16 protein-coding genes, 1 tRNA gene and 5 pseudogenes are annotated in these 22632 nt (G+C 69.0%); 16 read left to right on the plus strand and 6 right to left on the minus strand.

What is annotated here, in order from left to right:
• Nucleotides 1-930: 930 nt before the first annotated feature.
• Nucleotides 931-1003 (minus strand) — tRNA-Ala (locus H504_RS0119570).
• Nucleotides 1004-1155: 152 nt separating this feature from the next.
• Here H504_RS0119570 and H504_RS0119575 point away from each other — a divergent pair.
• On the plus strand, nt 1156-2445 hold the full coding sequence (locus tag H504_RS0119575) for a phenylacetate--CoA ligase family protein (protein ID WP_026424154.1): 1290 nt from the start codon (nt 1156-1158) through the stop codon (nt 2443-2445).
• Here H504_RS0119575 and H504_RS35985 read toward each other — a convergent pair.
• Both H504_RS35985 and H504_RS0119585 read right to left on the minus strand, forming a co-directional pair.
• A complete protein-coding gene (locus H504_RS35985; protein ID WP_051386045.1) occupies nt 2422-4536 on the minus strand; it encodes an MMPL family transporter in 2115 nt (704 codons plus the stop codon). The genes H504_RS0119575 and H504_RS35985 overlap by 24 nt on opposite strands.
• A gap of 116 nt (nt 4537-4652) precedes the next feature.
• On the minus strand, nt 4653-4922 hold the full coding sequence (locus tag H504_RS0119585) for a hypothetical protein (RefSeq protein WP_026424155.1): 270 nt from the start codon (nt 4920-4922) through the stop codon (nt 4653-4655).
• A gap of 185 nt (nt 4923-5107) precedes the next feature.
• Between H504_RS0119585 and H504_RS0119590 the strand changes: the two genes are divergently transcribed.
• The 6 genes and pseudogenes from H504_RS0119590 to H504_RS40280 all read left to right on the plus strand — a co-directional run.
• Nucleotides 5108-5383: an SH3 domain-containing protein gene (locus tag H504_RS0119590; RefSeq protein ID WP_026424156.1), complete on the plus strand. Its 276-nt coding sequence runs from the start codon at nt 5108-5110 to the stop codon at nt 5381-5383.
• A gap of 9 nt (nt 5384-5392) precedes the next feature.
• Nucleotides 5393-5713, plus strand: a complete 321-nt coding sequence (locus tag H504_RS0119595; RefSeq protein WP_026424157.1) for a hypothetical protein — start codon at nt 5393-5395, stop codon at nt 5711-5713.
• Between the two features lie 263 nt (nt 5714-5976).
• Nucleotides 5977-7515 carry an alpha/beta hydrolase gene (locus H504_RS35990; RefSeq protein WP_245614364.1) on the plus strand — a complete coding sequence of 513 codons (1539 nt, stop codon included), beginning with the start codon at nt 5977-5979 and terminating at the stop codon, nt 7513-7515.
• Between the two features lie 162 nt (nt 7516-7677).
• Complete coding sequence (locus tag H504_RS0119605) at nt 7678-8628, plus strand: sensor histidine kinase (protein ID WP_245614365.1); 951 nt, start codon at nt 7678-7680, stop codon at nt 8626-8628.
• Nucleotides 8625-9251 (plus strand): response regulator transcription factor, encoded by a 627-nt coding sequence (locus H504_RS0119610; protein ID WP_035304989.1) that lies wholly within the window; start codon nt 8625-8627, stop codon nt 9249-9251. Before H504_RS0119605 ends, H504_RS0119610 begins: the two co-directional genes overlap by 4 nt.
• 63 nt (nt 9252-9314) lie before the next feature.
• Nucleotides 9315-9866 (plus strand): annotated as a pseudogene (locus H504_RS40280) (DUF2306 domain-containing protein); the annotation flags it as partial.
• Nucleotides 9867-9902: 36 nt separating this feature from the next.
• Here the strand turns inward: H504_RS40280 and H504_RS35995 are convergent.
• Nucleotides 9903-10880 (minus strand): DNA cytosine methyltransferase, encoded by a 978-nt coding sequence (locus H504_RS35995; protein ID WP_084467903.1) that lies wholly within the window; start codon nt 10878-10880, stop codon nt 9903-9905.
• 225 nt (nt 10881-11105) lie between these two features.
• Nucleotides 11106-11271, minus strand: a pseudogene (locus H504_RS44070) (IS982 family transposase); the annotation flags it as partial.
• Between the two features lie 113 nt (nt 11272-11384).
• Here H504_RS44070 and H504_RS43885 point away from each other — a divergent pair.
• Together H504_RS43885 and H504_RS0119640 are read left to right on the plus strand one after the other, a co-directional pair.
• Nucleotides 11385-12129, plus strand: a pseudogene (locus tag H504_RS43885) (transposase).
• 687 nt (nt 12130-12816) lie between these two features.
• Nucleotides 12817-14949 carry a M4 family metallopeptidase gene (locus H504_RS0119640; protein ID WP_026424161.1) on the plus strand — a complete coding sequence of 711 codons (2133 nt, stop codon included), beginning with the start codon at nt 12817-12819 and terminating at the stop codon, nt 14947-14949.
• Between the two features lie 73 nt (nt 14950-15022).
• Here H504_RS0119640 and H504_RS0119645 read toward each other — a convergent pair whose 3' ends face one another.
• Complete coding sequence (locus H504_RS0119645) at nt 15023-16528, minus strand: M1 family metallopeptidase (protein ID WP_026424162.1); 1506 nt, start codon at nt 16526-16528, stop codon at nt 15023-15025.
• Between the two features lie 166 nt (nt 16529-16694).
• On the opposite strand from H504_RS0119645, the gene H504_RS0119650 reads away from it, so the two are divergent.
• The 7 genes and pseudogenes from H504_RS0119650 to H504_RS36020 form a co-directional block, all read left to right on the plus strand.
• Nucleotides 16695-17126: a helix-turn-helix domain-containing protein gene (locus H504_RS0119650; protein WP_026424163.1), complete on the plus strand. Its 432-nt coding sequence runs from the start codon at nt 16695-16697 to the stop codon at nt 17124-17126.
• A gap of 10 nt (nt 17127-17136) precedes the next feature.
• Nucleotides 17137-17553 carry a VOC family protein gene (locus tag H504_RS0119655; protein WP_026424164.1) on the plus strand — a complete coding sequence of 139 codons (417 nt, stop codon included), beginning with the start codon at nt 17137-17139 and terminating at the stop codon, nt 17551-17553.
• A 37-nt stretch (nt 17554-17590) separates the two neighbouring features.
• Entirely contained in the window at nt 17591-18916 is a 1326-nt protein-coding gene (locus H504_RS38850; protein WP_051386047.1) for a caspase, EACC1-associated type, read from the plus strand.
• A gap of 402 nt (nt 18917-19318) precedes the next feature.
• A pseudogene (locus H504_RS44075) lies at nt 19319-20008 on the plus strand (transposase).
• Between the two features lie 440 nt (nt 20009-20448).
• On the plus strand, nt 20449-20856 hold the full coding sequence (locus H504_RS0119670) for a glyoxalase superfamily protein (RefSeq protein ID WP_026424165.1): 408 nt from the start codon (nt 20449-20451) through the stop codon (nt 20854-20856).
• Nucleotides 20853-21731: a sigma-70 family RNA polymerase sigma factor gene (locus H504_RS36015; RefSeq protein ID WP_245614367.1), complete on the plus strand. Its 879-nt coding sequence runs from the start codon at nt 20853-20855 to the stop codon at nt 21729-21731. The genes H504_RS0119670 and H504_RS36015 overlap by 4 nt, the downstream gene beginning before the upstream one ends.
• A gap of 83 nt (nt 21732-21814) precedes the next feature.
• A pseudogene (locus H504_RS36020) lies at nt 21815-22567 on the plus strand (dolichyl-phosphate beta-glucosyltransferase); the annotation flags it as partial.
• Nucleotides 22568-22632 lie beyond the last annotated feature (65 nt).

Below are 22632 nucleotides of genomic sequence, written 5' to 3' on the forward strand. Positions count from 1 at the left end.
CCCCGGCCACCATGATCAACCTGACCATGAGCCCCTGAATACACAGCCTAGACGAGCCCACCGACAGTCTCGGGCCATGAGAGCCGAGGCTCAGTGCCACCCACGCCCATAATCCCGCCGCCCCATCCGCGGCGGTCGCGGCGGCCGCCCGTGATGCCCATGCCCACGCCCCCGCTGATCATGCTTCCAATCCTCCCCAAAGAGCGCGCCCCCCACTCCCGTAAGCGCGATCGGCAGGAAAATGATCGGCCACCCGACCATGCCGGTGACCAACAACGCGATTCCCCCCAACCAGGCAAGCGGAATCAACGCAGCAAACAGCCGCTGCGCCAGTGGTCGATCCGCCCACTCGGCAGGCGCACTCGGCTTCACCACAACAGGCGCAGGAGCAGGAGCCACCGGTACCCCAGGCTTGGGCGCAGGCAGATCGCCGAACAGCACATGCCCCCCAACGAACCGTCCCCCTCGGACACCCTCCAAACAACACTCTCCCTCCCGTTTGCCTCCTGCCCCGGCGGACCACCAGCCCGACGTGACAGACCAACCCGCGACGCGCCTTGATTCCACAGAGGCACAGTCGGCAGCCGTCTACTGTGGGTACATGAGCGAATCCCCGCTGCTGTACGACGGTGACGCGAGCCACTTGGTGAAGTCGGCTCGTGCCGTGGCTGAGCGGTTGGTGTCGCCGATAGGGGGTCGCTGGGGACACGTGGCGCATGGAGGGGGATCTTGGTGCTGCCAAATGCGACCACCCTCGACCCGGCGAAGGTGAGGTACCGGGTCACACACCTTCACGCGACGACCAAAGGCCGAGCAAACCACGCTGGATCTGCCGCCCACCGCCCCGTGGGGGTGTGGGGGTTCGACCCCCACAACAAACAACAGACGACCTGGCCCATGCTTTCCATGGGCACAGATCGCCTGGGTCTGTGGAGCTGAGGGGATTCGAACCCCTGACCCTCACACTGCCAGTGTGATGCGCTACCAACTGCGCTACAGCCCCGCGTCGCTCGAGGGTTTGTCCCCGGCGTGCTGGGCATACGCTACAGCACGTCTTGGGGTGGGGTGAAATCGGGGGGTTGGTTCGGGGTTCCGTTGGGGGCTCGGGGGTGTTAGACCGTGGGGATGGCGTCGTTGCGGGATGTTGGTGTGGGGATGGTGGGTCCGGAGGGGGTGGATCCGGCTGCGCGGCGGGTTGGGCAGGAGGGGTTGCTGCGGGGGTTGGTGGATCGGCTGTTGGCGGCGGGTGGGGTGCAGGGGCGGCGGTTGCGGGATTGTGGGGTGGGGGACGGGCGGGATGTCGGGTTGGCGGAGTTGGGCCGGCTACCGACTGTGGGTAAGCGGGATCTGTGGGATCACTATCCGTATGGGTTGCGGGCGGTGGATGCCGATGACGTTGTGTGTGTTCACGGGTCTTCGGGGACGGGTGGGCGGCCGACGTTGGTGCCGTACACCGCCCGGGATGTGGAGATCTGGGGTGAGGTGGTGGCGCGGGCGCTGGTCGGGGCGGGGGCCACCAGCCGGAGCGTGGTGCACAACGCGTATGGATATGGGCTGTTCACGGGGGGTTTGGGGCTGCACCACGGGGCGATGCGGTTGGGCGCGACCGTGGTGCCGATGTCCGGGGGGATGACGGAGCGGCAGGTGCGGTTGATCCGGGATCTGCGACCGGATGTGTTGGCGTGCACTCCGTCGTATGCCATTCACCTGGGTGAGGCGATGACGGGCGGTAACAGCCTGCGGGTGGGTTTGCACGGGGCGGAGCCGTGGACCGACGAGATGCGCGGTGCGATCGAGCGGCTGCTGGGGATTCGCGCGCTGGACATCTACGGGCTCTCGGAGATCATCGGACCGGGGGTGGCCTGCGAGTCGTTGGATTCCGAAGGCATGCTCAACATCGCCGAGGACCACTTCTACCCGGAGTGTGTGGACGGTGACGGCGAGCCGGTGCCGGATGGGACGCCGGGGGAGTTGGTGTTCAGCACGCTCACCAAGACCGGGATGCCGCTGCTGAGGTACCGCACGGGTGACGTCGCGACGCTCGCCCCGCCGACGCCGAACTCGCCGCGGACGTTGCGGCGGATGTCGAAGCTGCTCGGGCGCACCGACGACATGCTGGTGATCCGGGGGGTGAACGTGTTCCCGACCGAGGTCGAGGCCGTGTTGCTCGCCGATCCCCGGGTCAGCCCGCACTACCTGGTCGTCGAGGACCGGCGGGTCGCCAAGCGCGCCGAGTTGCGGGTCGCCGTCGAGCCGCGCACCCCCACCGACGAGGCCCAGCTCGCCGCCGCTCTCGTCCACGCCTTGCGCGAGCGCCTGGGCATCGGCTGTGACGTGCGGGTCTTCGCCGCGGGCAGCATCCCGCGCACCGAGACGGGCAAGGCCAAGCGCCTTGCCCGGTGGACCGACGGTGCGAGCCCGCTACCCGGTCTGACCTGGGGCTGACCGGGAGCGGCGGTCGAGCAGGGTCAGCGCCGCGGGCAGCAGCACGCCCCGGATCAGGGTCGCGTCGAGGACGACCGCGGTCGCCATGGCGATCCCGAGTTGTTTGTTCTCGATCGAGGTCAGCGTGACGAAGACCGCGAACACGGCGGTCATGATCGTCGCCGCGCTGGTGACCACACCCGCCGACGCCCCGATACCCGCCACGACGGACCGGCGTTCGCGGATCCGGCTGAGGATGAAGATGTGGTAGTCCATGCTCAGTCCGAAGAGGACGACGAAGGTGAACAGCGGCAGCCAGTCCATCACCCCGCCGTACGGGGTGAAACCGAGCACCGACGCGAGGTGGCCGTCCTGGAAGACCCAGGTGACCACCCCGCAGGCCGCCCCGATGGCGAGCAGGTTGAGCACGATCGACACCAGCGGGATCGCCACCGACCGGAACGTGACGAGCAGCAGCACGAACGCGATCAGCAACACGAGCCCGAGCACCAGCGGTGTCCGCTCGGCGATGCGCTGGGTGTAGTCCCTGACTTGAGCGGATTTCCCGCTTGTCGCGTAGTCCACACCGGACACCGTGCCGATCGTGCTGGGCAGTATCTCGGTGCGCAGCGCCTCCACCGCCCGGTTGGTCACGTCGTCGGTTCCGGAGCCGGACAGCGGCACCCGGATCACCACCACCTTGTCGACCTTGGCCACGGCGATCGGGTTGTGGATGGGCCCGTCGGCCGAGGCGCGCGACCGCAGCCGCTCCACGGCCGCCATGACCTGCGGTGTGTTGGCGGGTGAGCCGTCCTTGTTCCACACCACCACCCGCGCGGGTGTCGGTGTGCCGGGGAACGCTTCCTGCATGCGCACCGCGTTGTCCACTCCCGCGACGGATCGCGGCAGGCTGTTGAGGACCGACGCGTCCTGCAGGTGGATTCCCAGCGCGGGCAACGCCATCACGACCAGTGCGACGACCGCCGCCCCGCTCCACAGCAGCGGCCGACGCACCACCCGTCGCACGACCGCCGACCACACCCGGGACTCGCCCGCGGCGACCCGGCGTCGACCGAGGAACGGCACCCGCCAGGCGTCGACGCGGTCACCGAGCAGCGCGATCGTCGCGGGCAGCACCGTCACCGACGCGATCATGGCCAGGCCGACGACCAGGGTTGTGCCGACGGCGAGACCGCGGAACGCGTCGACGCCGGTGCACAGCAACCCGGTCAGGCACAGCACCACGGTCACCCCGGACAGCACGACCACATGCCCGGACGTGCGTGCCGTGGCAGGCAGAGCGGCGTGCACCGACCGGCCCGCGTGCCGCTCCTCTCGGTATCGGCGCAGGTAGAACAGCGAGTAGTCGACCCCGACGGCCACACCGATCAGCAGGACCAGCGACGACACCGCGCTGTTGATCGGGACGACCTTGCCGATGACCGCCAGCAACGACAACGACGTGAGCAGACCGGTCACCGTCAGCAGCACCGGAATCCCCGCGGCCACCACGGAACCGAACACGACCAGGAGGATGATCAGCACCACCGGCAGGGACAGCAGGTGCGAGCGGGCCAGGTCGCTCTTGATCGTCTCGTCGACGGCCGTGGTCAGGCTGCGGTCCCCGGCCTGCGCCAGCCGCACGTCGGGATGGCGGCGGGCGGTGGCCGCCACGGCGTCCACAGTGGTCTGGAAGTTCGCCTTGATCCGTTCGACCGGGCCCGCGACCTGGAACGTGACCAGCGTGGACCGCTCGTCCGCCAGGGGTGCCCTGACCTCGACGGCCGCCCCGCCCGCGTTGTCCAGGGTCTTGACCAGGTCGTCGACCGCGCCCCGCACGTCACCCGGGCCCTGGACCAGGACGTTCTCCCGGACCGGGTCGAACTCGCGCTGCTGGCCGAGAACTGCTTGCGCGCGACCGGAATCCCCCGGGTCGGTGGTCCGCGCGTCCGGTCCGCCGACGATCATGCTCGCCGTGGACGCGATCGCCACCAACGCCAACCAGCCGCCGATGGCCCGGCCGCGGTGGCGAACCGACCAGCTCGCGACCCGTTCGACGAATCCGGGGTTGTCCGGGCGCGCCAAGTCAACCGACTTGCGAGTCGGCACCATGAAGTGATGTCCTTTCCCACGAAGGGGTACCGCCGTGCGAACTCGCCCACGCGGGCGAGGGTGGTTGCTGCTTCAGCGGGTCGCCGAGTTGCCGCTCGGCGACCCCCATTTCGTTTCTAGTCGACGTCCACGAGCACGCGCTCGATCTTCGCCAGCCGCGCCTGAACGTCGTCGAGTTGTGCGTTCAGCCTGCCCAACGCCTGCTCGTTGGCGACCTGTGTCGCGGCCACCGACTCGGCCGGCGCCCGGTAGGCGTACTCCCGGCTCAGCGCGGCGCGGGCGCGCCAACTGGCCGCCAACTGCCAGATGGCGACCGTGATGACCGTGGTGAGCAGGACGAACACGCCGACCACACCGAGCGCTTCCTGCCATTCCCTGCCGCTCATTCCCCCGCTGACCCCTTCCGTGGCTATGCTCCGATGGCACCTGCCAACAAATGTTAGCAGCAGACGGGGGTGGCGAACCACCACCAAGGAGTTCTTGGGCAAGTGACCCGGGTGGCGGCTGACCCGGGCGATCGGATGTGGCAGGTTCGGATGACGTCAATGGAATACGTTCGGGGAGTGGTTCCATGCGTCGTTTCGCTATTCCGGTCGCGCTCGCGGTGGCCTTGCTGGGGGTGCCGGGGGTTGCGTTGGCCGATCAACACGGGTACGACACCGTCGTTTGTCACACCGACACGGCCTACATCTACACCTATGAGGACACCGGCTCGGCCTCGCGTGATTCGTTGCCTCGCGGGGCGCATTTTCAGGTGTACCACGATGACGGTGGATGGCGGTTCGGGGTGCGCAACTACAACGGTATTTCCGGGTATGTCCTCGCCAGTCAACTCTGCCGGGCCTGAGGAGGCGATGTGAAGCGGATTGGTGCGGTTCTGGTCGCGGTGGTGTCCGCGTTCGTGCTGGTCACGCCCGCGTCGGCGGTCAGTGGTGACCGTCGTTGCGTGGACTGGTCGGTGTTGCTGGTGCGCAACTACCCGGCGGGTCAGGCGTGGACCCAGCTCTATCCGAAACAGACCTTCAGCGTCTACGAATACCGCGACTCCGGCTGGGCCCGCGGTTTCGCCTGGGGGCAGGTGAACACCGACCACAGCCCTTATGCGCCGCCCTACAACGACGTATGGGTGGAGACCGCGGGGCTTGGCAAACACGTCAACGACGGATCCGCGTGTTGATCTGATCACCAGCCCGATTTCCCTCGGCGCGGTCACGGGTGCGGCTCGTGACCGCGCCCCGGGGAAACGTGACGGACCCCCGTGCGGGTCGTGTGGGTGCCGTGCGACCCGGTCACACCGCGGGACCCTGATACCAGTCCCCTGGGTGTCATTCCACAGGGTGATGTTCGGGTCCGCCCACAGCCCGATGTCGCACCGAAGCCCGGAATGTCAGCCTGCTGCCACCTGGACAGGTGACAACGAGAGGGGATTCTGTGCGGCCGATGATCCGAGCCGTCGGTGGGGTGGCCACCGCCGTCGCGCTCGTAGTGGGGACAGCCGCGTTCGCCGACGCGCAACTGGTGGCGGAACGGACGCCGGGGTCGATCGGGTGGGCGCCGTGCGCGGGCGTACCGGACGTCGAGTGCGGGTCGCTGCGGTTACCGGTGGACTGGGCCAAGCCGGGCGGGGGCAAGTTCGGCATGGCCGTGGCCCGCCGCACGGCGACCGACCAGGCGCACCGGATCGGGGTGCTGGTGGTCAACCCGGGTGGGCCGGGCGGGTCGGGGGTGGAGTTCGCCGAGTTCGCCCCGGAGTACTTCAGCCCGGAGGTGCTGGCCCGGTTCGACATCGTCGGGTTCGACCCGCGCGGGGTCGGTGCCAGCCTGCCCGCGGTGTGCTCGGCTGACCTGTTGCAGAGCAGGCCGTCGTCGCACCTCGCGTCGCAGCGCGATTTCAACCAGTACCTGGCCTACACGCGGACGCTCAACGCCGACTGCAGGCAGCGCTCCGGGCCGGTCTACGACCACGCCGACACGCTGGCCGTGGTCGACGACGTCGACGCCCTGCGGGTCGCGCTGGGCGAGAAGAAGATCAGCTACTACGGGGTGTCCTACGGTACTCTTCTTGGCCAACAATACGCCGAGCGCTACGGCCGCAACCTGCGCGCCATGGTGATCGACTCCAACATGGACCACACCAGCGACGCCGAGCGGTTCACCACCGTCAGCGCCGCCACCGCCGAGGACTCGCTCCGCGAGTTCGCCAAGTGGTGTGACCGCGCGGCCAGTTGCGCGCTGCACGGCAAGAACGTGCTCAAGGAGTGGGACAAACTGCTCGCCCGCGCCGACCGCGGTCAGGTCATCGACTCGGTCGACCCGAACCACCACCTGAGCGTGGACGAGATCACCAGCACTGCGTTCAGCGCCTTCTACGGTCCGCAGTGGACCGAGCTGGCGGACTGGCTGGTGTCGCTGCGGACCACGCCCCGGCCGGTCGCGTACGCGGCGGGCGACTCGGTGCCGACCCCGTTCGCCGCCGTCTTCTGCCAGGACTGGTCGTTCCGGCCGCTGACCTACCGCGACTACGTCGGCCTGGACCGCGCGGCCAACCAGGTCGCCCCGCACATGCGCGGATCGGCCCTGGCCACCCTGGGTGTGCTCGGCTGCGCCGGCGTGCCCGACCCGGCCAACAACCCACAACGAAAGCTCGACATCCGCGCCGCGCCGCAGATCCTGATGCTCAATTCGCTGCACGACCCGGCCACCTCGTACGACTGGGCCGTCAACGTGCACCGGCAGACCCGGAACACGACGACCCTGCTCACCTACGACGGTTGGGGCCACGGCGCGTACAACAAGTCGTCGTGCGTGATGAGCACGACCGACGCGTACCTGACCACGCTGCGCACGCCGCGTGACGGCACGCACTGCCCGGCGGTGGAGCCCTCGCCGTCGACGGCGCAGAAGCGGACGGCGGCCGTCGCGCCGACCCGGCCGCTGCCGGTCGGCCCCGTCCCCGGCCTGCCCGGCTGGGGGATCTGACCGCCGGACTCGGGCTGGGCCGCTGTCCGGGCGGCCCAGCCCGCTGACCTCGTACTTTAGGCTGACCCGTGGGCTACCCGACCCTTGTAGCATCGAACGGTGCACGAGTTGTGGGACGAGCCCCGCCCGCCCGGCGCCGCGCCTCGGGCCTGGCGTGACTGGGTGCTGGTCGGCGTCCTCATCGTGCTCGCGGTTGTCGAGGGCGTGCTACGGCACTCGTGGCCCTGGCCAGCCCTCTTGATGCCCACGCTCTTGTGGCGTCGAACCCACCCCTTCGCGATGACCGCCATCGGCTTCGGCGGCGCGATGGCGGTCATTCTCGCGTTCGGCCCGCCCATCCTCTATACGACCGCGTTCTTCTTAGTGCTGCTGTACGCCCTGTTCAGATGGGGCTCAGGTCGGGAGGTAGTGGCGGGCGTCGCCGTTATCGCGGTCAAGTCAGCGATTTCTGTCCTCTATGGGGGCGATAACCTCGCTGGCGTCCTGGTGCTGTTGGCGGTAGCCGCTATCGGCGGCGCTGTGCGCTATCGAGTGGCGGATCGCGCCCGCGAGATGGAACGCGTGGTCTTGGTCGAGCGCGAACGACTGGCGCGCGACCTCCACGACACTGTGGCACACCACGTGTCAGCTATGGCGGTACGAGCACAGGCCGGGATCGCCGTTGCCGACCTCAGTGCCGATGCTCCGGTCGAGGCGTTGAAGGTCATCGAGGCTGAGGCGGGACGCGCGTTGGACGAGATGCGCGCCGTGGTACACGCGTTGCGCGAGCCGGTCGACCTGTTGTCCTTGGCCGGATCGGGACCGCCTGTCGTCGAGGTTGTCGGTGACGTGTCCGCGGTGCCACCCGCAGTGGCCACCACGGTGTTCCGGATAGCGCAAGAGGCCGTGACGAACGCTCGTCGTCACGCGGTCGACGTGACAAGAGTCGTTGTGCGCGTAGTGGTTGACGATGCTGTGTCGTTGACGGTGACCGATGACGGTGCGGTGCCCACCCGCCGTGGGGCTGGCCACGGGCTCGTCGGAATGGCCGAACGGGCGCGACTCCTGGGTGGGACCTGCGAGGCTGGCCACTCCGGCGACGGCTGGGTCGTGCGCGCGGTGTTGCCCCGATGATCCGGGTGGTGCTCGCCGACGACCAGGAGATCATCCGAACCGGTCTGGGCATGATCCTCGACGCGCAGCCGGACATCTCGGTGGTCGGCATGGCCGCAGACGGCGCGGAAGCCGTCGAACTGACCCGGCGACTGCGGCCTGACGTGTGCCTGTTCGACATCCGCATGCCGGGGGTCGACGGTATCGAGGCGACCCGCCTGGTCGACCCGGTCCCCGTTGTGGTGATCACGACCTTCGACCTCGACGAGCACGTCCACGCCGCTCTGCGCGCCGGGGCGAAGGGGTTCCTGCTCAAGAACTCCGGAACCGAACTGTTGGGCCAGGCGATTCGAGCCGCCGCCGCCGGGGACGCGTTGATCGCGCCGACCGTGACCGTTCGCCTGCTCGGCGCGTTCGCGGACCGTGGGCGCCCGGTCCAACCGGTGGACCCGTTGACCGAACGCGAGGAAGAGGTCGTGCGCACGGTCGCGTCCGGCCGGACGAACACCGAGATCGCGGCTGACCTGCACATCTCGGTGAGCACGGTGAAGACGCACATCGCGAGCCTGATGGCGAAACTCGGGGTGCGGAACCGGGTCGAGATCGCCATGTGGGCCTATGAGACAGGGCGCGCTCGGCCTTAAGTACGGCTCCAGTGTGGCCTGTTGAGCGATGATTCCCAGTCCGCCGCTCGCGACGATGGACGCATGGTTCAGTTGCGGTGGTGGCCCTTGGTGTTGTTGTCGGTGGTCCCGGTCGTCGCCGGGCTCGTGCGGGTGGTCGGGTTGAGTGTGCCCGATCCCTCGAATGCCCGGTTCGTGGCCGATCCGGTACCGCTCGTGTCGCACATCGTCGGTGCGACGTTGTTCTGCGTGATCGGGGCGTTCCAGTTCCGCCATCGGCGCGGTCACCGGGTCTTAGGGCGGATCTTGTTGCCGTGCGGGGTCGTGGCGGGGGCGTCCGGGGTGTGGATGGCCATCGCCTATCCGGACGCGCATGGTGACGGGCTCCTGCTGCGGGTTTTCCGGTTGGTCTTCGGGTCGGCGATGGTGGTCGCCCTCGTGCTCGCGTACGTCACTGCCCGGCGGCGCGAGTTCCGGGCACACGGGGCCTGGGTGCTGCGGGGATACGCGATCGGCATGGGCGCGGGAACACAGGTGATCACGAACCTGCTGTGGGTGGCCGCGGTCGGCCAGCCCGTGGGGAACGTGCGCGCGGTGGTGTTGCTGGCCGGGTGGGTGGTCAACGTTGTCGTGGCGGAGTGGTTGATCCGGCGAGTGGCGCCGCGCGGCACCTCAGTGTCCGAAGTGGACGCCGAGACCGAGCGCGGCGGCGAGGACGTGGGCGGCCAGCCTGGGCGGGATGGCGTTGCCGATCTGCTGCGCGATGTCGCTGCCGGACCAGGGGTAGTCCGCGGGGAAGGTCTGCAGGCTGCCCGCCTCGGCGAGGGTGAAGCGGCCGAGCGGCTCGCCGGACGGGCTGGTGAGGCGGTTGCGGGTGATCTTGCCGGTGACGGTGGCGGCCGGTTCGGCGGAGGTGCGGCGACCGCGGGCCCTCGGGTCACCGCCGGTGCCGTAGTTGGAGATGACGGTGAACGGGGTGGGGCGGGCGAGGGCCTCGGCCATCGACACCCAGGGGAGGAGGCGGGGGTCGCCCGCGGCGGCGGGGAGACCCTTGCGGTAGCGGCGGTGCGTCGGGGCGGGCAGCACCGGTTGCCGGTCGCGGCGGGCGATGAGAATGGCGCGGCGGCGGGTCTGCGGGACCCCGTACTCCTCGGTGTTGAGGATGCCGTAGGCGCTGCGGTAGCCGATGGTCGCGAGAGCCTCGGCGACGGCCTCCCACACCGGCAACACGGCCTGGACCTGTTCCAACACGATCGCCTCGTACGGCCTGCCGAGCCGGTCGGCCGCCAGTGCCCACCGGAGGGGTTCGAGGACGAGGGCGGTGCGTTCGTCGGACAGGTGCGTCAGGTCGGACGTGACATCTTCACCCGCCGCCATCCGCTTGACGAGGGCCAAGACCTGGTCGAGCGCTCGCCGCCCCGCCCCACCCCCCGCCACGGTGTACGTCTGACACGGCGGCCCACCCACCAAGACATCCGTGTCGGGGAAGTCGTCGGGACCGTAGCCTCGAACATCGTCGGCGACGGTAGCCAGCCCCGCGGCAGCCCTGGTCGCACAAGCGTTGCGATCCCACTCCACACCCACCGCGTCAACACCCAACCAGCGCGCGGCGACATCGAGGCCACCCGGCCCCGCAAACAGGTCAACCATCCGCGCCACAGCGGCGAATCCTAGTAGCTGAGTCGAGCCACCAGGTGAGTAAGTCCTGGGTGGGGGTGGTGCCTGGGAATGGGTGAGGGTGGGTGTACATCGAGGCTGACCGACGCGGGGTTCGTGACGGTGGCGGTGGCCCGGCGATGTTGGGGTTCACCTTCGGGCGTGGCGGCTGGGGTTCCTGCCAGTGGGGAAGCCCGGGGCGGTTCCCGCGTCTGCTCCCGTGTCGGTCCCCGCCGGTACCCGCGTCATGGCCTTGAGCAGGTTGGCGGCGAGACGAGGCCGCTCTGTGTATCCGGACTGCCCCGGGCAGGTAGCGGAACAGGTGTCCCAGGCGGGCGTGTGTATGGCGCAGGAATCGGGCATCGGAGGTGGACTTGAACAGTGAGGCTTATTCAGGTGGGTTGATGGGGATTAGGTGTTGACCCGCCCAACGAGGGAGGCGGTCCGTTTGAGAGAATGTGGTTACCACGCCAACATTCACCACTCGGACCGCCTGACATGTATCAGGCCACCGGTCTCACCCGAGACCGTGTCGAGGAATTGTGTGTTCTGATCCACCGGGCCGGGGGTGGTGGGTGGCCGCCGGTCCTGGGGTTGTTCCGGTCGGTGGTGGTGACCTTGGCGTATCTGCGGCGGAACCGGGTGCAGGCGGAGTTGGCCGAGGCGTACGGGGTGTCGCAGTCGACGATCAGCCGGGCGGTCTCGGCGGTGACACCGGTCCTGGCCGAGGTCCTCAAGCGGGGCGTTCCCACGGCGGACGACCTCGACGACCGCCGCGCCTACGTCGTGGACGGGACCCTGCTCCCGTGCTGGTCCTGGGCGTCGCACCCCGAACCGTTCTCCGGCAAACACCGCACCACAGGGCTCAACGTCCACGTCGTGTGCACCCTCGACGGCCGCCTGCGGTGGGTGTCGGACCCGATGCCGGGGCACGGCACGACATCGCCAACCTCCGGCAGTCCCCGCATCCTCGACGGCCGCGACCCCCATGACTGGCTCGGCGACAAAGGCCATGTCGGGTCCGGCATCCTCACCCCGATCCGCACACCCCGCAACCGCGAGTACCTCGACTGGGGAGAAAGACTACAACCGCCACCACAACAGCATCCGCGTCGTCGTCGAACGCGCCATCGCACACCTGAAGACCTGGCGGATCCTGCACACCGACTACCGGAGACCCATCACGACCTTCACCACCACCATCTCGGCCGTCATCGGCCTCTACTTCTACACCGCTGAATAAGCCTCAGTGCCTAGACCACCGCCCGGTTGACCAACTCCGCGTCGGTCAACCAGGGGCCGCAGGTGGACCCTCGGCAGTCACGTTGCCAGGTGAGGTGTGTCCTTCAGCAGGTTGTCGGTTCTGATGTGAAGTGCGGCCGCGGGGGTGTCGCTGTCGGCTGGCCGAGCCCGCCCGGTGTGGCAGGTGGCCGTGGCGGGGGAGGCAGCCGCGTGGCCTGCGAATTTTCCCAGGCGGCGGGGGCTTGAAAACGGACAAAACCAGGGCTAGCGTCTGCGCACTTCACTGCTGGAGAGGAGCGCGCCGATGGTGTTCGCGCGGTTGTGCACGGTGGTGACCGTTGTCGCGGTCGCGATGCTCGGTGGTGCTCGGGCGGCCGCCGAACTGGTGGGGAGTTCGTTGTTCTGAGCGGCATTCGGTGAATTGTCGTTCCCGGCAAACGGGAATATCAATTCGGCCTTGTCCTGGTGTTCGGTGGCCGGTTATCGTCACCAGTCCCGACTGTTTTGTCCGATTTGACCTGGGGTTTCGCTCGGTTTGACAGTGATGCCGGTGTGAAGAACTCCCGCCGTGAAAGGCCTGTTCCGGTCACTCGCCCGGGGTTAACGTTCGACGCCATTGTTCGTCCCTGCGTTTTCCAGGTTTCCCTGTCGTGGTTATCCCGCCGCGAAAACCTGGGAAAGGAGCACTATGAAGCCGGCACATCGCCTGCTCGCCATCGGCGGCGCGGTTGCCGCGGGAATGGTGGTCGTCGGAACCGCCATCGCCGTGCCCAACACCCCGGCCCAGCAAGCCACCACGATGACGGCGGCGCAGGCGCAGGCCAACGCGACCAACGCCGTCTCGGCCATGGTCGCCAACCCGCCCGCCGCCCTGCACGCCAGCGGCAAGGACAAGTTCACCCAGTCCGCCGTCCGCTCGGCGAACGGGCTCAACTACGTCGCCTACAACCGCACCTACCAGGACCTGCCGGTCATCGGTGGCGACTTCGTCGTCGCGACCGACAACCAGGGCACGATCAAGGCGACCTCGGTCGCCCAGGACAACACCCTGGGTGAGGTCGACACGACCTCGGCCAAGCTGACCCAGGCCCAGGCCGACGCCATCGCGCTCAAGCAGTTGAAGAACGCCAAGTCCAACGGCGCGGGCCGCAAGGTCGTCGTGGCCGACGGCTCCGGCAAGCTGGCCTACGAGAGCAACGTCATCGGCAAGGACGAGCACGGCGACGCCAGCGCGCTGAGCGTGTACGTCGACGCGAACACGGGCGCCGTGCTGCGCACCGTCGAGCACCTCGCCGAGGGCAGCGGCACCGGGTACTGGAACGGCCCGAGCCCGCTGACCATCAACACCAGCAAGTCCGGCAGCACCTACAGCATGTCCGACCCGAACATCGCGGGCCTGGACTGCCGCGACTACAGCTCCGGTTCGGTGCTCACCGGCTCCGACGACACGTGGGGCAACGGCCAGGCCACGAACAAGGAGACCGACTGCGTCGACGCCCTGTTCGTGACGCAGACCGAGAACAAGATGCTCTCCGCCTGGACCGGCCGCAACAGCTTCGACGGCCAGGGCGGCGCGTGGAAGATCAACGTCGGCCTGGACGAGCAGAACGCGTACTACTACAACTCGCGCCCGGCGTACGTGAACATCGGCCACAACCCCAGCGGCCAGTGGGTGTCCTCATTGGACGTCCTCGGTCACGAGATGGGGCACGGCATCGACGACCACTCCGGGTCCGGCGGCTTCTCCGGCGGCGGCACCCAGGAGTTCATCGGTGACGTGTTCGGCGCCGCCTCCGAGTGGTACGCCAACGAGCCGTCGCAGTACGACGCGCCGGACTACATCGTCGGCGAGGAGGTCGACCTGGTCGGCAGCGGCCCGATCCGCTACATGTACGACCCGTCGAAGCACGGCAGCGACCCGAACTGCTACTCCTCCAGCGTCCCCAACATGGAGGTGCACGCGGCGGCCGGTGTCGGCAACCACTGGTTCTACCTGCTGGCTGAGGGCTCCAACCCGAGCAACGGCCAGCCGACCAGCCCGACCTGCAACAACACCTCGCTGCAGGGCATCAGCATCCAGAAGGCCATCAACATCATCCACGGCGCGATCCAGCTCAAGACCTCGAGCAGTTCGTACCTGAAGTACCGCACCTGGACGCTGACCGCGGCGAAGAACCTGTACCAGGGAAGCTGCGCCGAGTTCAACGCGGTCAAGGCCGCGTGGGACGCGGTGAGCGTGCCTGCCCAGTCCGGTGACCCGACCTGCACCGGCGGCACCACCACGACGCCGCCGACCAGCTCGACCACCAAGCCGACCAGCAGCACCACCCCGCCGACCTCGCCGACCACCACCACCCAGCCGGGCGGCTGCTCGGGTCAGAAGATCCTGAACCCCGGCTTCGAGTCGGGCAAGGCGAACTGGACCGACCCGAACTCCACCATCGGCAACTGGACCGGCTACCGCGAGCCCGCCCGCAGCGGCTCGTACTCGTCCTGGCTCGGCGGTTGGGGCTCGGCGCACACCGACACGGTCACCCAGTCGATCAGCATCCCGTCCGGCTGCAAGGCCACGCTGAGCTTCTGGCTGCACGTCGATTCGGCGGAAACCGAGAACCTGGCGTACGACAAGCTCACCGTCAGCCTCGGTTCGTCCACGGTGGCCCAGTTCTCCAACACGAACAAGGCCACCGGCTACGTCCAGAAGACCTACGACGTCTCGTCGTTGGCCGGGCAGACCGTGACCCTCAAGTTCGCGGGCTCCGAGGACACCAACCTGCAAACCTCGTTCGTCATCGACGACCTGGCCCTCAACCTGGGCTGATCGTCCCTTGAGGACAGTCGGGCGGGCACCCTGACCGGGTGCCCGCCCGCTGTCGTGCGTGGACCGCCCCGAGCTACTTCAGCTTGCCCGAGATGAAGTCGAGGGCAGTGCGGATCTCCTTGTAGGACTTGGGTTCCTTGGCGGCCGCCAGTCGGGCGGTCGCGCCGTTCGGGCCGACGGCGGGCTTGCCCGCCGTGTACAGCCAGGTCTGCAGCAGCGAGTACACCGGCTTCCCGGAGATCTTCTCCGCCAGCGCGGTGAAGTCGCTGATCCGGCCGGTGCTGTAGCCGCGGGTCTGCTGCCAGGTGCGCAGGATCGTGAAGAACGCGTCGTCGCCGACGAGGGTGCGCAGGGCCTGGATGGCGGCCGCGCCGCGGTCGTAGACGGCGCCGTCGAACTGCTTGGCGGGGCTGGGGTCGCCGGGGAGGACCTGCCAGAACGGGTCGTCGGCCGGGTGCAGGTCGTAGACGTACTGGGCGAGCTCGGCCGGGGTGCCCTCGCCGACGTGGTCGGACCACAGGTACTGGGCGTAGGTCGCGAAGCCCTCGTTGAGCCAGATGTCGCTCCACCGGCCGACCGACACGTTGTCGCCGAACCACTGGTGCGCGTTCTCGTGCGCGACCACCGACGCGTTGGAGCCGAAGGCGAAGATGCGCGACCCGTACACCGGTCGCGTCTGGTTCTCCAGCGCGAAGCCGATGCCGGTCGTCGCCACGCCGCCTTCGGCCTCGAAGGGGTAGGGACCGAACTGGCTGGACAGGAAGTCCAGGATCTCCGGGGTGCGCTCGATGCTGGCCTTCGCGGCGCCGTAGGTGTCACCCAGGTTGGCGCTGTAGGCGGTGACGAACGGCTTGCCGTCCGGGCTGACCTGCTGGTTGACCTCGAACTTGCCGACCTCCAGCGACGTCAGGTACGTCGCCTGGGGCTTGGTGCTGCGCCACGACCAGCGGGTCCACCCGGCGCGGGTCTTGCTGGTGCGCAACAGGGTCCCGTTGGACAGCGCGGCGACGCCGTCGGGGACCTCGACCGAGACGTCGAAGGTGGCCTTGTCGGTGGGGTGGTCGTTGGACGGGTACCACCAGGCGGCGCTCTGCGGTTCGTTGACGCCCAGGGCGCCGTCGGGGAGCTTGGTCCAGCCGTTCTCGCCGTCGATCTGGACGGTGGACGGGCGGTCGGAGTAGGCGACGACCACGGTGATCGACTGCCCCTTGGCTAACGACTTGGCCGGGGTGACGATCAGTTCGCCGTCGCCTGCCGCGTTCGCCGAGAACGTGGCCGGGACGTTGTTCACCAGCACCGAGGTGACCTTCAACCCGAAGTCGAGGTCGAATCGGGACAATTCCTGCGTGGTGGTCGCGGTGATGGTCGTCGTGCCCGCCAGGACATCTGTCGCGGGCTGGTAGGTGAGCCGGATGTCGTAGTGCGAAACGTCATACCCGCCGTTTCCGGCATTCGGGTAGTAGGGGTCGCCGATCCCGGCCGAACCGGGGGCAGGTGCCGCTGCGGCAACCCCGGTGATCAGCAGAGATGTGACGCAGGCGAGTGCGGTGCCGGTAGCGCCGCGGACAGTTCTGCGCATGTTTCCCTCCCTCGTGGGCGCCGCCGAAGGTAGTGGGTTATTAGCCGCCGACATACAGCCGAAAGAGGGCTCCTACTAACTGGGAATCCGGAATCCGGGCTTGTCGAGTGGTGACGTGGGCCATTGCGCTCAGTCGGGTGCCACCGCGGGATGGGATGCTGTGCCGGTGCCGACCGAAGACCTGGTCCGGTTGCGGCAGGCCCGCGACCGGATGGACCGTGACTACGCGCAGCCGCTCGACGTGGCCGCGCTGGCCCGTGGCGCGCACATGTCGGCCGGGCACTTCGCCCGCAGCTTCCGCGCCGCGTTCGGCGAGACCCCGCACTCGTACCTGATGACCCGCCGCGTCGAGCGCGCGAAGGCCCTGCTGCGCCGCGGCGACCTGAGCGTCACCGAGGTCTGCTTCGCGGTCGGCTGTTCGTCGCTGGGCTCGTTCAGTTCGCGGTTCACCGAACTCGTGGGGGAGACGCCCAGCGCGTACCGGGCCCGCGAGCACTCCGTCGCCGAGGTCATCCCGGCCTGCTACGCGAAGCGGCTGACCCGGCCGGTCCGCTCATCGGTCAGGAACGGAGAAGCGAACGGCGGCGGCGCCTCGTAGCGTGGTCCACATGGCACTGACTCTGTCGCACACGTTCATCGCCGTCCACGACCACGACGCCGCCCTGGCGTTCTACCGGGACGCGCTCGGCCTCAAGGTCCGCAACGACGTCTCGTTCGAGGGGATGCGGTGGGTGACGCTCTACCCGGAGGCCCAGCCCGAGATCGAGATCGTCCTGGAGCCCCCGGCCGCCGACCCGAACACCTCGCCGGAGGACGCCAAGGCGCTGCACGACCTGATGACCAAGGGCCTGCTGCGCGGCGCCATCTTCGCCACCGACGACTGCGACGCCACCTTCACCGCGGTCGCGGCCACCGGCGCCGAGGTCGTCCAGGAACCGATGGACCAGCACTACGGCGTGCGCGATTGCGCGTTCCGGGACCCGTCGGGCAACCTGCTCCGGATCAGCCAGCACAAGCAGGCGTGACGCGGGGGACCGGCACCCCCCGCTCCGGAGGGGGAACATGTCGTCCCGCGCCGTCCTCATCGGCACATCGTCCTACCGCGATGCCCGGCTGCCCGACATCCCGGTCGTCCCGCGCTGCCTGACCGACCTGGCCCGCGCCTTCGCCGACCTCGCCCCGACGGTCCTGCTCGACCAGCCGGACCTCTCCGCTCTCAGCACGGGCCTGACCGCGGCGATGCACGGGGTCGATGACGTGCTGCTCGTGTACTACGTGGGCCACGGCATCGTCGGCCGCAAGCACGAGCTGTACCTCGGTATGCCCGGCACCGACTACGAGCACCCCTCGTTCGGCTCGCTGCCCTACGACGCGCTGCGCGACCGGGTGCTGGACAGCCCCGCCGCCACCAAGATCGTCATCCTGGACTGCTGCTTCTCCGGCCGCGCCCTCGGCGAGCCGCTGGCCGACCCGGCGGGTGCCGTCGTCGGCCAGCTCGCCATCGACGGCACCTACCTGCTCACGTCAACCGAGAGCAACCGGGTCTCGCTGGTCCTCCCCGGCGAGCCGCACACCGCTTTCACCGGCCGACTCCTGCGGGTCCTCGACACCGGCATCCCCGACGCGGGCGACCACCTCACCATCGACGAGGTCTACACCCACCTGCTGGCCGCGATGACCAGCGCGGGCCTGCCCCGCCCGCAGAAGCGCGGCACCCGCACCGCCGACCGCTACCCCATCGCCCCCAACCGCGCCCGCGCCGAGTCGCCCGACACCCTGCGCGACCGCCTGGCGGCCGTGTTGGTCAAGGCCCGCACCCTCGGCTGGCGCACCGTCGCCGACGACCTCGACGACATCCACACCCGCCAGTCCCGCCTCCTGGCCGCCGACGACCCCGAGCTCCTCCGCACCCGCGCCCACCTGCACTTCGCCCACGCCGCCCGCGGCCCCATCGACCCCGCGGGCGACCACCTCACCGAAGTCTGCGACGACCAACAACGCATCCTGCACGACGACAAACACCCAGACCTGCTGATCACCTACTACTACATGGCCACCTGCGCCGCCGCCCTCGGCGACCCGGAACAACTCGAAGACGCCGTCGACGTCCTCCGCATCGCCACCCCCGCCTTCCGCCACGCCTTCGGGTACGCCACCCCCGAAACCTCCCGCGCCCACCACGTCCTGGCCCGCTGCCTCGCCATGACGGTGGACGAAAGCGGCACCAACCTCCAGGAAGCCATCAGCATCCTCGAAGAACTCACCACCACCCGCGCCGCGTCCCTCCCCGCCACCGACCCCGTCCTGACCCAAACCCGCCAAGACCTCGCCGCCACCAACACAGCCGGACCCCTCACCTTCCCGAACGACCTCTGGTCCATCGCCTGACCCCTGCCCCCTGATGCGCCCGCCCCACCCGCCCTCTTACCTCCACCTACCCTCTTGCCGTCGCCCCACCTCTTACCCCCACCCACCCCTACCCCACCCCCTCTTGCCGTCGCCCCACTTCTTACGCCCGCGCCTCAACCCCCACCCTCTTCCCAACCTCGTCCTCTTGCCCCCGCACCTCTTAGCGCACCCCCCCGGGCGCAGCCCGGCCCCCACCCTCTCCGGGGGGCGTCCCCGGTGCCAGTCTACCGGTGCTGGGCGGCGGCGGGGGAAGCTGGCGAGTGTGGTGGATGTGTGGGGGTGTTGTGGATAACTCGGCGGTAGGGGTGGGTCGGATCGAAGGTTGTGGGCACCTCTGAGTTCCTGCTTCGCGTGGTTGATCTTGACGCTGGATGATCATCGGTGCGGAGGGGTTTGTCGTCGCGGCTGGTGCCGGATGAGTTGTGGAGCCGTGGATTCCGGGGTTCGCGGCTCGTCCGCGGGGTGGTGGGACGGCGCTGTTGGGTGATCGGGCGGTGTTCATCGTGATCGTGTTCGTGGTGACCAGTGGGTATGCGTGGCGGATGTTGCCGCGTTCGTTCGGGGGCACGGCACATCGGCGGTTCACCGACTGGACCAAGGTTGGCCTCGGCGGTCGCATTCACCGGGCGGTCCTGGATCGTGCCGGTGAACAGGGCCTCGTCGACTGGGCGGTGGTCGACGCCGCTTCGGTGCGGGCGACGAAAGGGGATCGTTGATCGGGCCGAACCCTGCTCCAAGATCCACGTCTGGACCGAGTTGGATTGCCGCTGCTGATCGGCGCCACGGCGGCCAACCGCAACTCCCACCACGCCCTACGTTCATTCGTCCAGGCGGTGCCACGCCACCGAGCGACGATTCCGCGCCGACAATGCCTACGACGTGCGTGAACCCCGCCGATGGCTGATCGCATCGTCCGCAACGTCATCGCGCCGACATCCGACCAAGTCGGGAGACACCGCTGTGGCCTGGCTCGCCAACGGCTACCACCGACTCGCCGTCGTTGGGAACGCCACGCCCGCCGCCACCCGCGCCTTCGCGGCCCTTACCTGCCTCGCGAGACTTCCCACATAAGACCCGCCCGTAGCCTCTACCCACGCCCAGCCTCTTAGTGCATCCCCCGGGCGCAGCCCGGCCCCCACCCTCTCCGGGGGGCGTCCCCGGTGCCAGTCTACCGGTGCTGGGCGGGCGGCGGGGGGAGCTGGTGAGGTCAGGGGATGGTTGGGGGCGTTGTGGATAACTCGGCAGGAAAGTGTCGGTCGAGTGGAGGGGCGTTGGGATCGGGGCCGGCTCGCTCGGGGCTGAGCCGTGGGTCGCCGTCGCCGGTGGCGGTGCTCGCTGGGGCGTTGGCGGCTTCGCTGGTTGGCAGGGGCGGTGGTTCGGCCACCGAGCAGCTCTGGCGCAGGGTTTCCGCTGGTCAGCGGGAACTCATCGTGACACCGATGAGTTTGTGGGGGCGGTTGCGTTGTACGGGTACCAAGATGGCCGCGAGGCCCCGAGTAGAGGAGTTCACCGTGGACTGGAAGTTGCAGGTCGTCATCGTCCCCGTCGCCGATGTTGATCGGGCGAAGGAGTTCTACGCCGACAAGCTGGGGTTCACCCTCGATGTCGACCACCGGGCGGGGGACCACTTCCGGGTGGTGCAGGTGACGCCTCCTGGCTCCGCGTGTTCGATCGTCTTTGGGCAGGGGGTCGGTGGTGGTGAGCCCGGGTCGGTGAAGGGGTGCCAGTTCGTGGTGAAGGACATTGACGTGGCGGCGCGGCAGCTCACCGAGGCGGGGGTCGCTCATTCGGGGGTTCAGCACTTCGTGGACGGTGTGATGACGCCGGGTCCGGACCCGGATGGGGCCGACTTCAACTCGTTCGTCTTCTTCGAGGACCCCGACGGCAACGCGTGGGCTGTGCAGTACTCGTCCAAGTGACCTACGAGCAGTACCGACGCGAGTTGCACGTCCACTGCTACCGCATGCTCGCCTCTTACGAGCAAGCCGAGGACGCCGTCCAGGAGACCTTCCTGCGCGCGTGGCGCAACAGGGACACCTTCGACGGCGGCAACACCCGCGCGTGGCTGTACAAGATCGCCACGAACGTCTGCGTCGACCAGGCCAGGTCCGCCAGGGCCCGGACCGAGGTCGCCTGGTTGACCCCGTTCCCGGACCGCGAGCTCGACGAGGATCCGCTGGTCGCGGCGGTCGCCAGGGAGACCGTGGAGTTGGCCTTCCTGGTGGCGCTCCAGGTGTTGCCGCCCCGGCAACGGGCGGTGTTGTTGGCCAGGGAGGTACTCGGCATGCCCGCCGCCGATGCCGCCAGGCTCCTGGACATCAGTGTCGCGGCGGCGAACTCGGCGGTGCAGCGGGCTCGGGCGACGTTGCGCGAGCACCTGCCGTCGCACCGCGACGACTGGGCGGCCAGGCAGCCGAGCGCGGCCGAGCGGGATTTGCTGGCCAGGTTCATCGACGCGCACGAGCGGTGCGACGCGGCGGCCGCCATGGCCATCGCGGCAGAGGACATCCGGGTCACCATGCCGCCCAACCCGCTGGTGTTCGACGGGCGCGGCAGGCTCGCGACGCTGCTCGACCGCGGGTTCGGACCCGACCGCGACGGCGACTGGCGGTTGGTGCCCACGGCGGCCAACCGGATGCCCGCCGCCGCGAGCTACCTGCGCAGGCCGGGGGACAGCGAGTTCCGCGCGTTCAAACTGGACGTGCTGCGGGTCGAGGGCGAGCGGATCGCCGAGATCACCACGTTCGGGTACGCCCTGTTCGACCACTTCGGACTGCCGATGCTGCTGCGGTGAGCCGCGTCACGCCCGCCGGGTGCACAGGCTTCGCATAGGTCGGCCACAACGGGGCCAAAGCGGCGCCGCCGATCGTTGTGGACATGACGGCGAACCTGCTCCAGACGGCCCCGGCGGGCGGACGACTCAACGACGACGACCAGGTCGTGCTCGACGTGGTCATCCCGGTCTACAACGAAGAGGACGACCTGGAGCCGTGCGTGCGCACGCTGCGGGCCTACCTGGCGGTGTCGGTGCCCTACCGGTTCCGGATCACCATCGCCGACAACGCCAGCACCGACGCGACCCCGGAGGTGGCCCGGCGGCTGGCCGCCGAGATCGCCGAGGTCGAGGTGGTGCGGCTGGAGCAGAAGGGCCGCGGCCGCGCGCTCAAGCAGGTGTGGCTGGCGTCCGACGCCGCCGTGCTGGCCTACATGGACGTCGACCTGTCCACCGACCTCGCCGCGCTGGCCGCCCTGGTCGCGCCGCTGCTGTCCGGCCACTCGGACGTGGCGATCGGGTCGCGGTTGGCCCGCGGCGCCCGGGTGGTGCGCGGCGCCAAGCGCGAGTTCATCTCGCGGAGCTACAACCTGATCCTGCGCACCGTGCTCGGTGCCCGGTTCTCCGACGCCCAGTGCGGGTTCAAGGCGATTCGCTCGGACGCGGCCCGCGCGGTGCTGCCGCTGGTCGAGGACACCGGCTGGTTCTTCGACACCGAGTTGCTGATCCTGGCCCAGCGCGGCGGCCTGCGCACCTACGAGGTCCCGGTCGACTGGATCGACGACCCGGACTCCTCGGTCGACATCGTCGCCACGGCCATCACCGACCTCAAGGGCGTCGCCCGGATGTGGCGGTCCCGGTCCCGCAAGGCGGGCAAGACCATCAAGGCCACCGCCGTCCCCCGCGTTCCCGTGCACGTCTG

Origin of the sequence: Actinokineospora inagensis DSM 44258, assembly GCF_000482865.1 — a bacterium.
GTDB lineage: Bacteria > Actinomycetota > Actinomycetes > Mycobacteriales > Pseudonocardiaceae > Actinokineospora > Actinokineospora inagensis.

What these genes read in the sequence shown, in the direction of transcription:
- H504_RS0119575 (WP_026424154.1), top strand. Translation starts at nt 1,156, where the DNA reads ATGGTGGGTCCGGAGGGGGTGGATCCGGCTGCGCGGCGGGTTGGGCAG.
- H504_RS35985 (WP_051386045.1), bottom strand. Translation starts at nt 4,536, where the DNA reads ATGGTGCCGACTCGCAAGTCGGTTGACTTGGCGCGCCCGGACAACCCC.
- H504_RS0119585 (WP_026424155.1), bottom strand. Translation starts at nt 4,922, where the DNA reads ATGAGCGGCAGGGAATGGCAGGAAGCGCTCGGTGTGGTCGGCGTGTTC.
- H504_RS0119590 (WP_026424156.1), top strand. Translation starts at nt 5,108, where the DNA reads ATGCGTCGTTTCGCTATTCCGGTCGCGCTCGCGGTGGCCTTGCTGGGG.
- H504_RS35990 (WP_245614364.1), top strand. Translation starts at nt 5,977, where the DNA reads ATGATCCGAGCCGTCGGTGGGGTGGCCACCGCCGTCGCGCTCGTAGTG.
- H504_RS0119610 (WP_035304989.1), top strand. Translation starts at nt 8,625, where the DNA reads ATGATCCGGGTGGTGCTCGCCGACGACCAGGAGATCATCCGAACCGGT.
- H504_RS35995 (WP_084467903.1), bottom strand. Translation starts at nt 10,880, where the DNA reads ATGGTTGACCTGTTTGCGGGGCCGGGTGGCCTCGATGTCGCCGCGCGC.
- H504_RS0119640 (WP_026424161.1), top strand. Translation starts at nt 12,817, where the DNA reads ATGAAGCCGGCACATCGCCTGCTCGCCATCGGCGGCGCGGTTGCCGCG.
- H504_RS0119645 (WP_026424162.1), bottom strand. Translation starts at nt 16,528, where the DNA reads ATGCGCAGAACTGTCCGCGGCGCTACCGGCACCGCACTCGCCTGCGTC.
- H504_RS0119655 (WP_026424164.1), top strand. Translation starts at nt 17,137, where the DNA reads ATGGCACTGACTCTGTCGCACACGTTCATCGCCGTCCACGACCACGAC.
- H504_RS38850 (WP_051386047.1), top strand. Translation starts at nt 17,591, where the DNA reads ATGTCGTCCCGCGCCGTCCTCATCGGCACATCGTCCTACCGCGATGCC.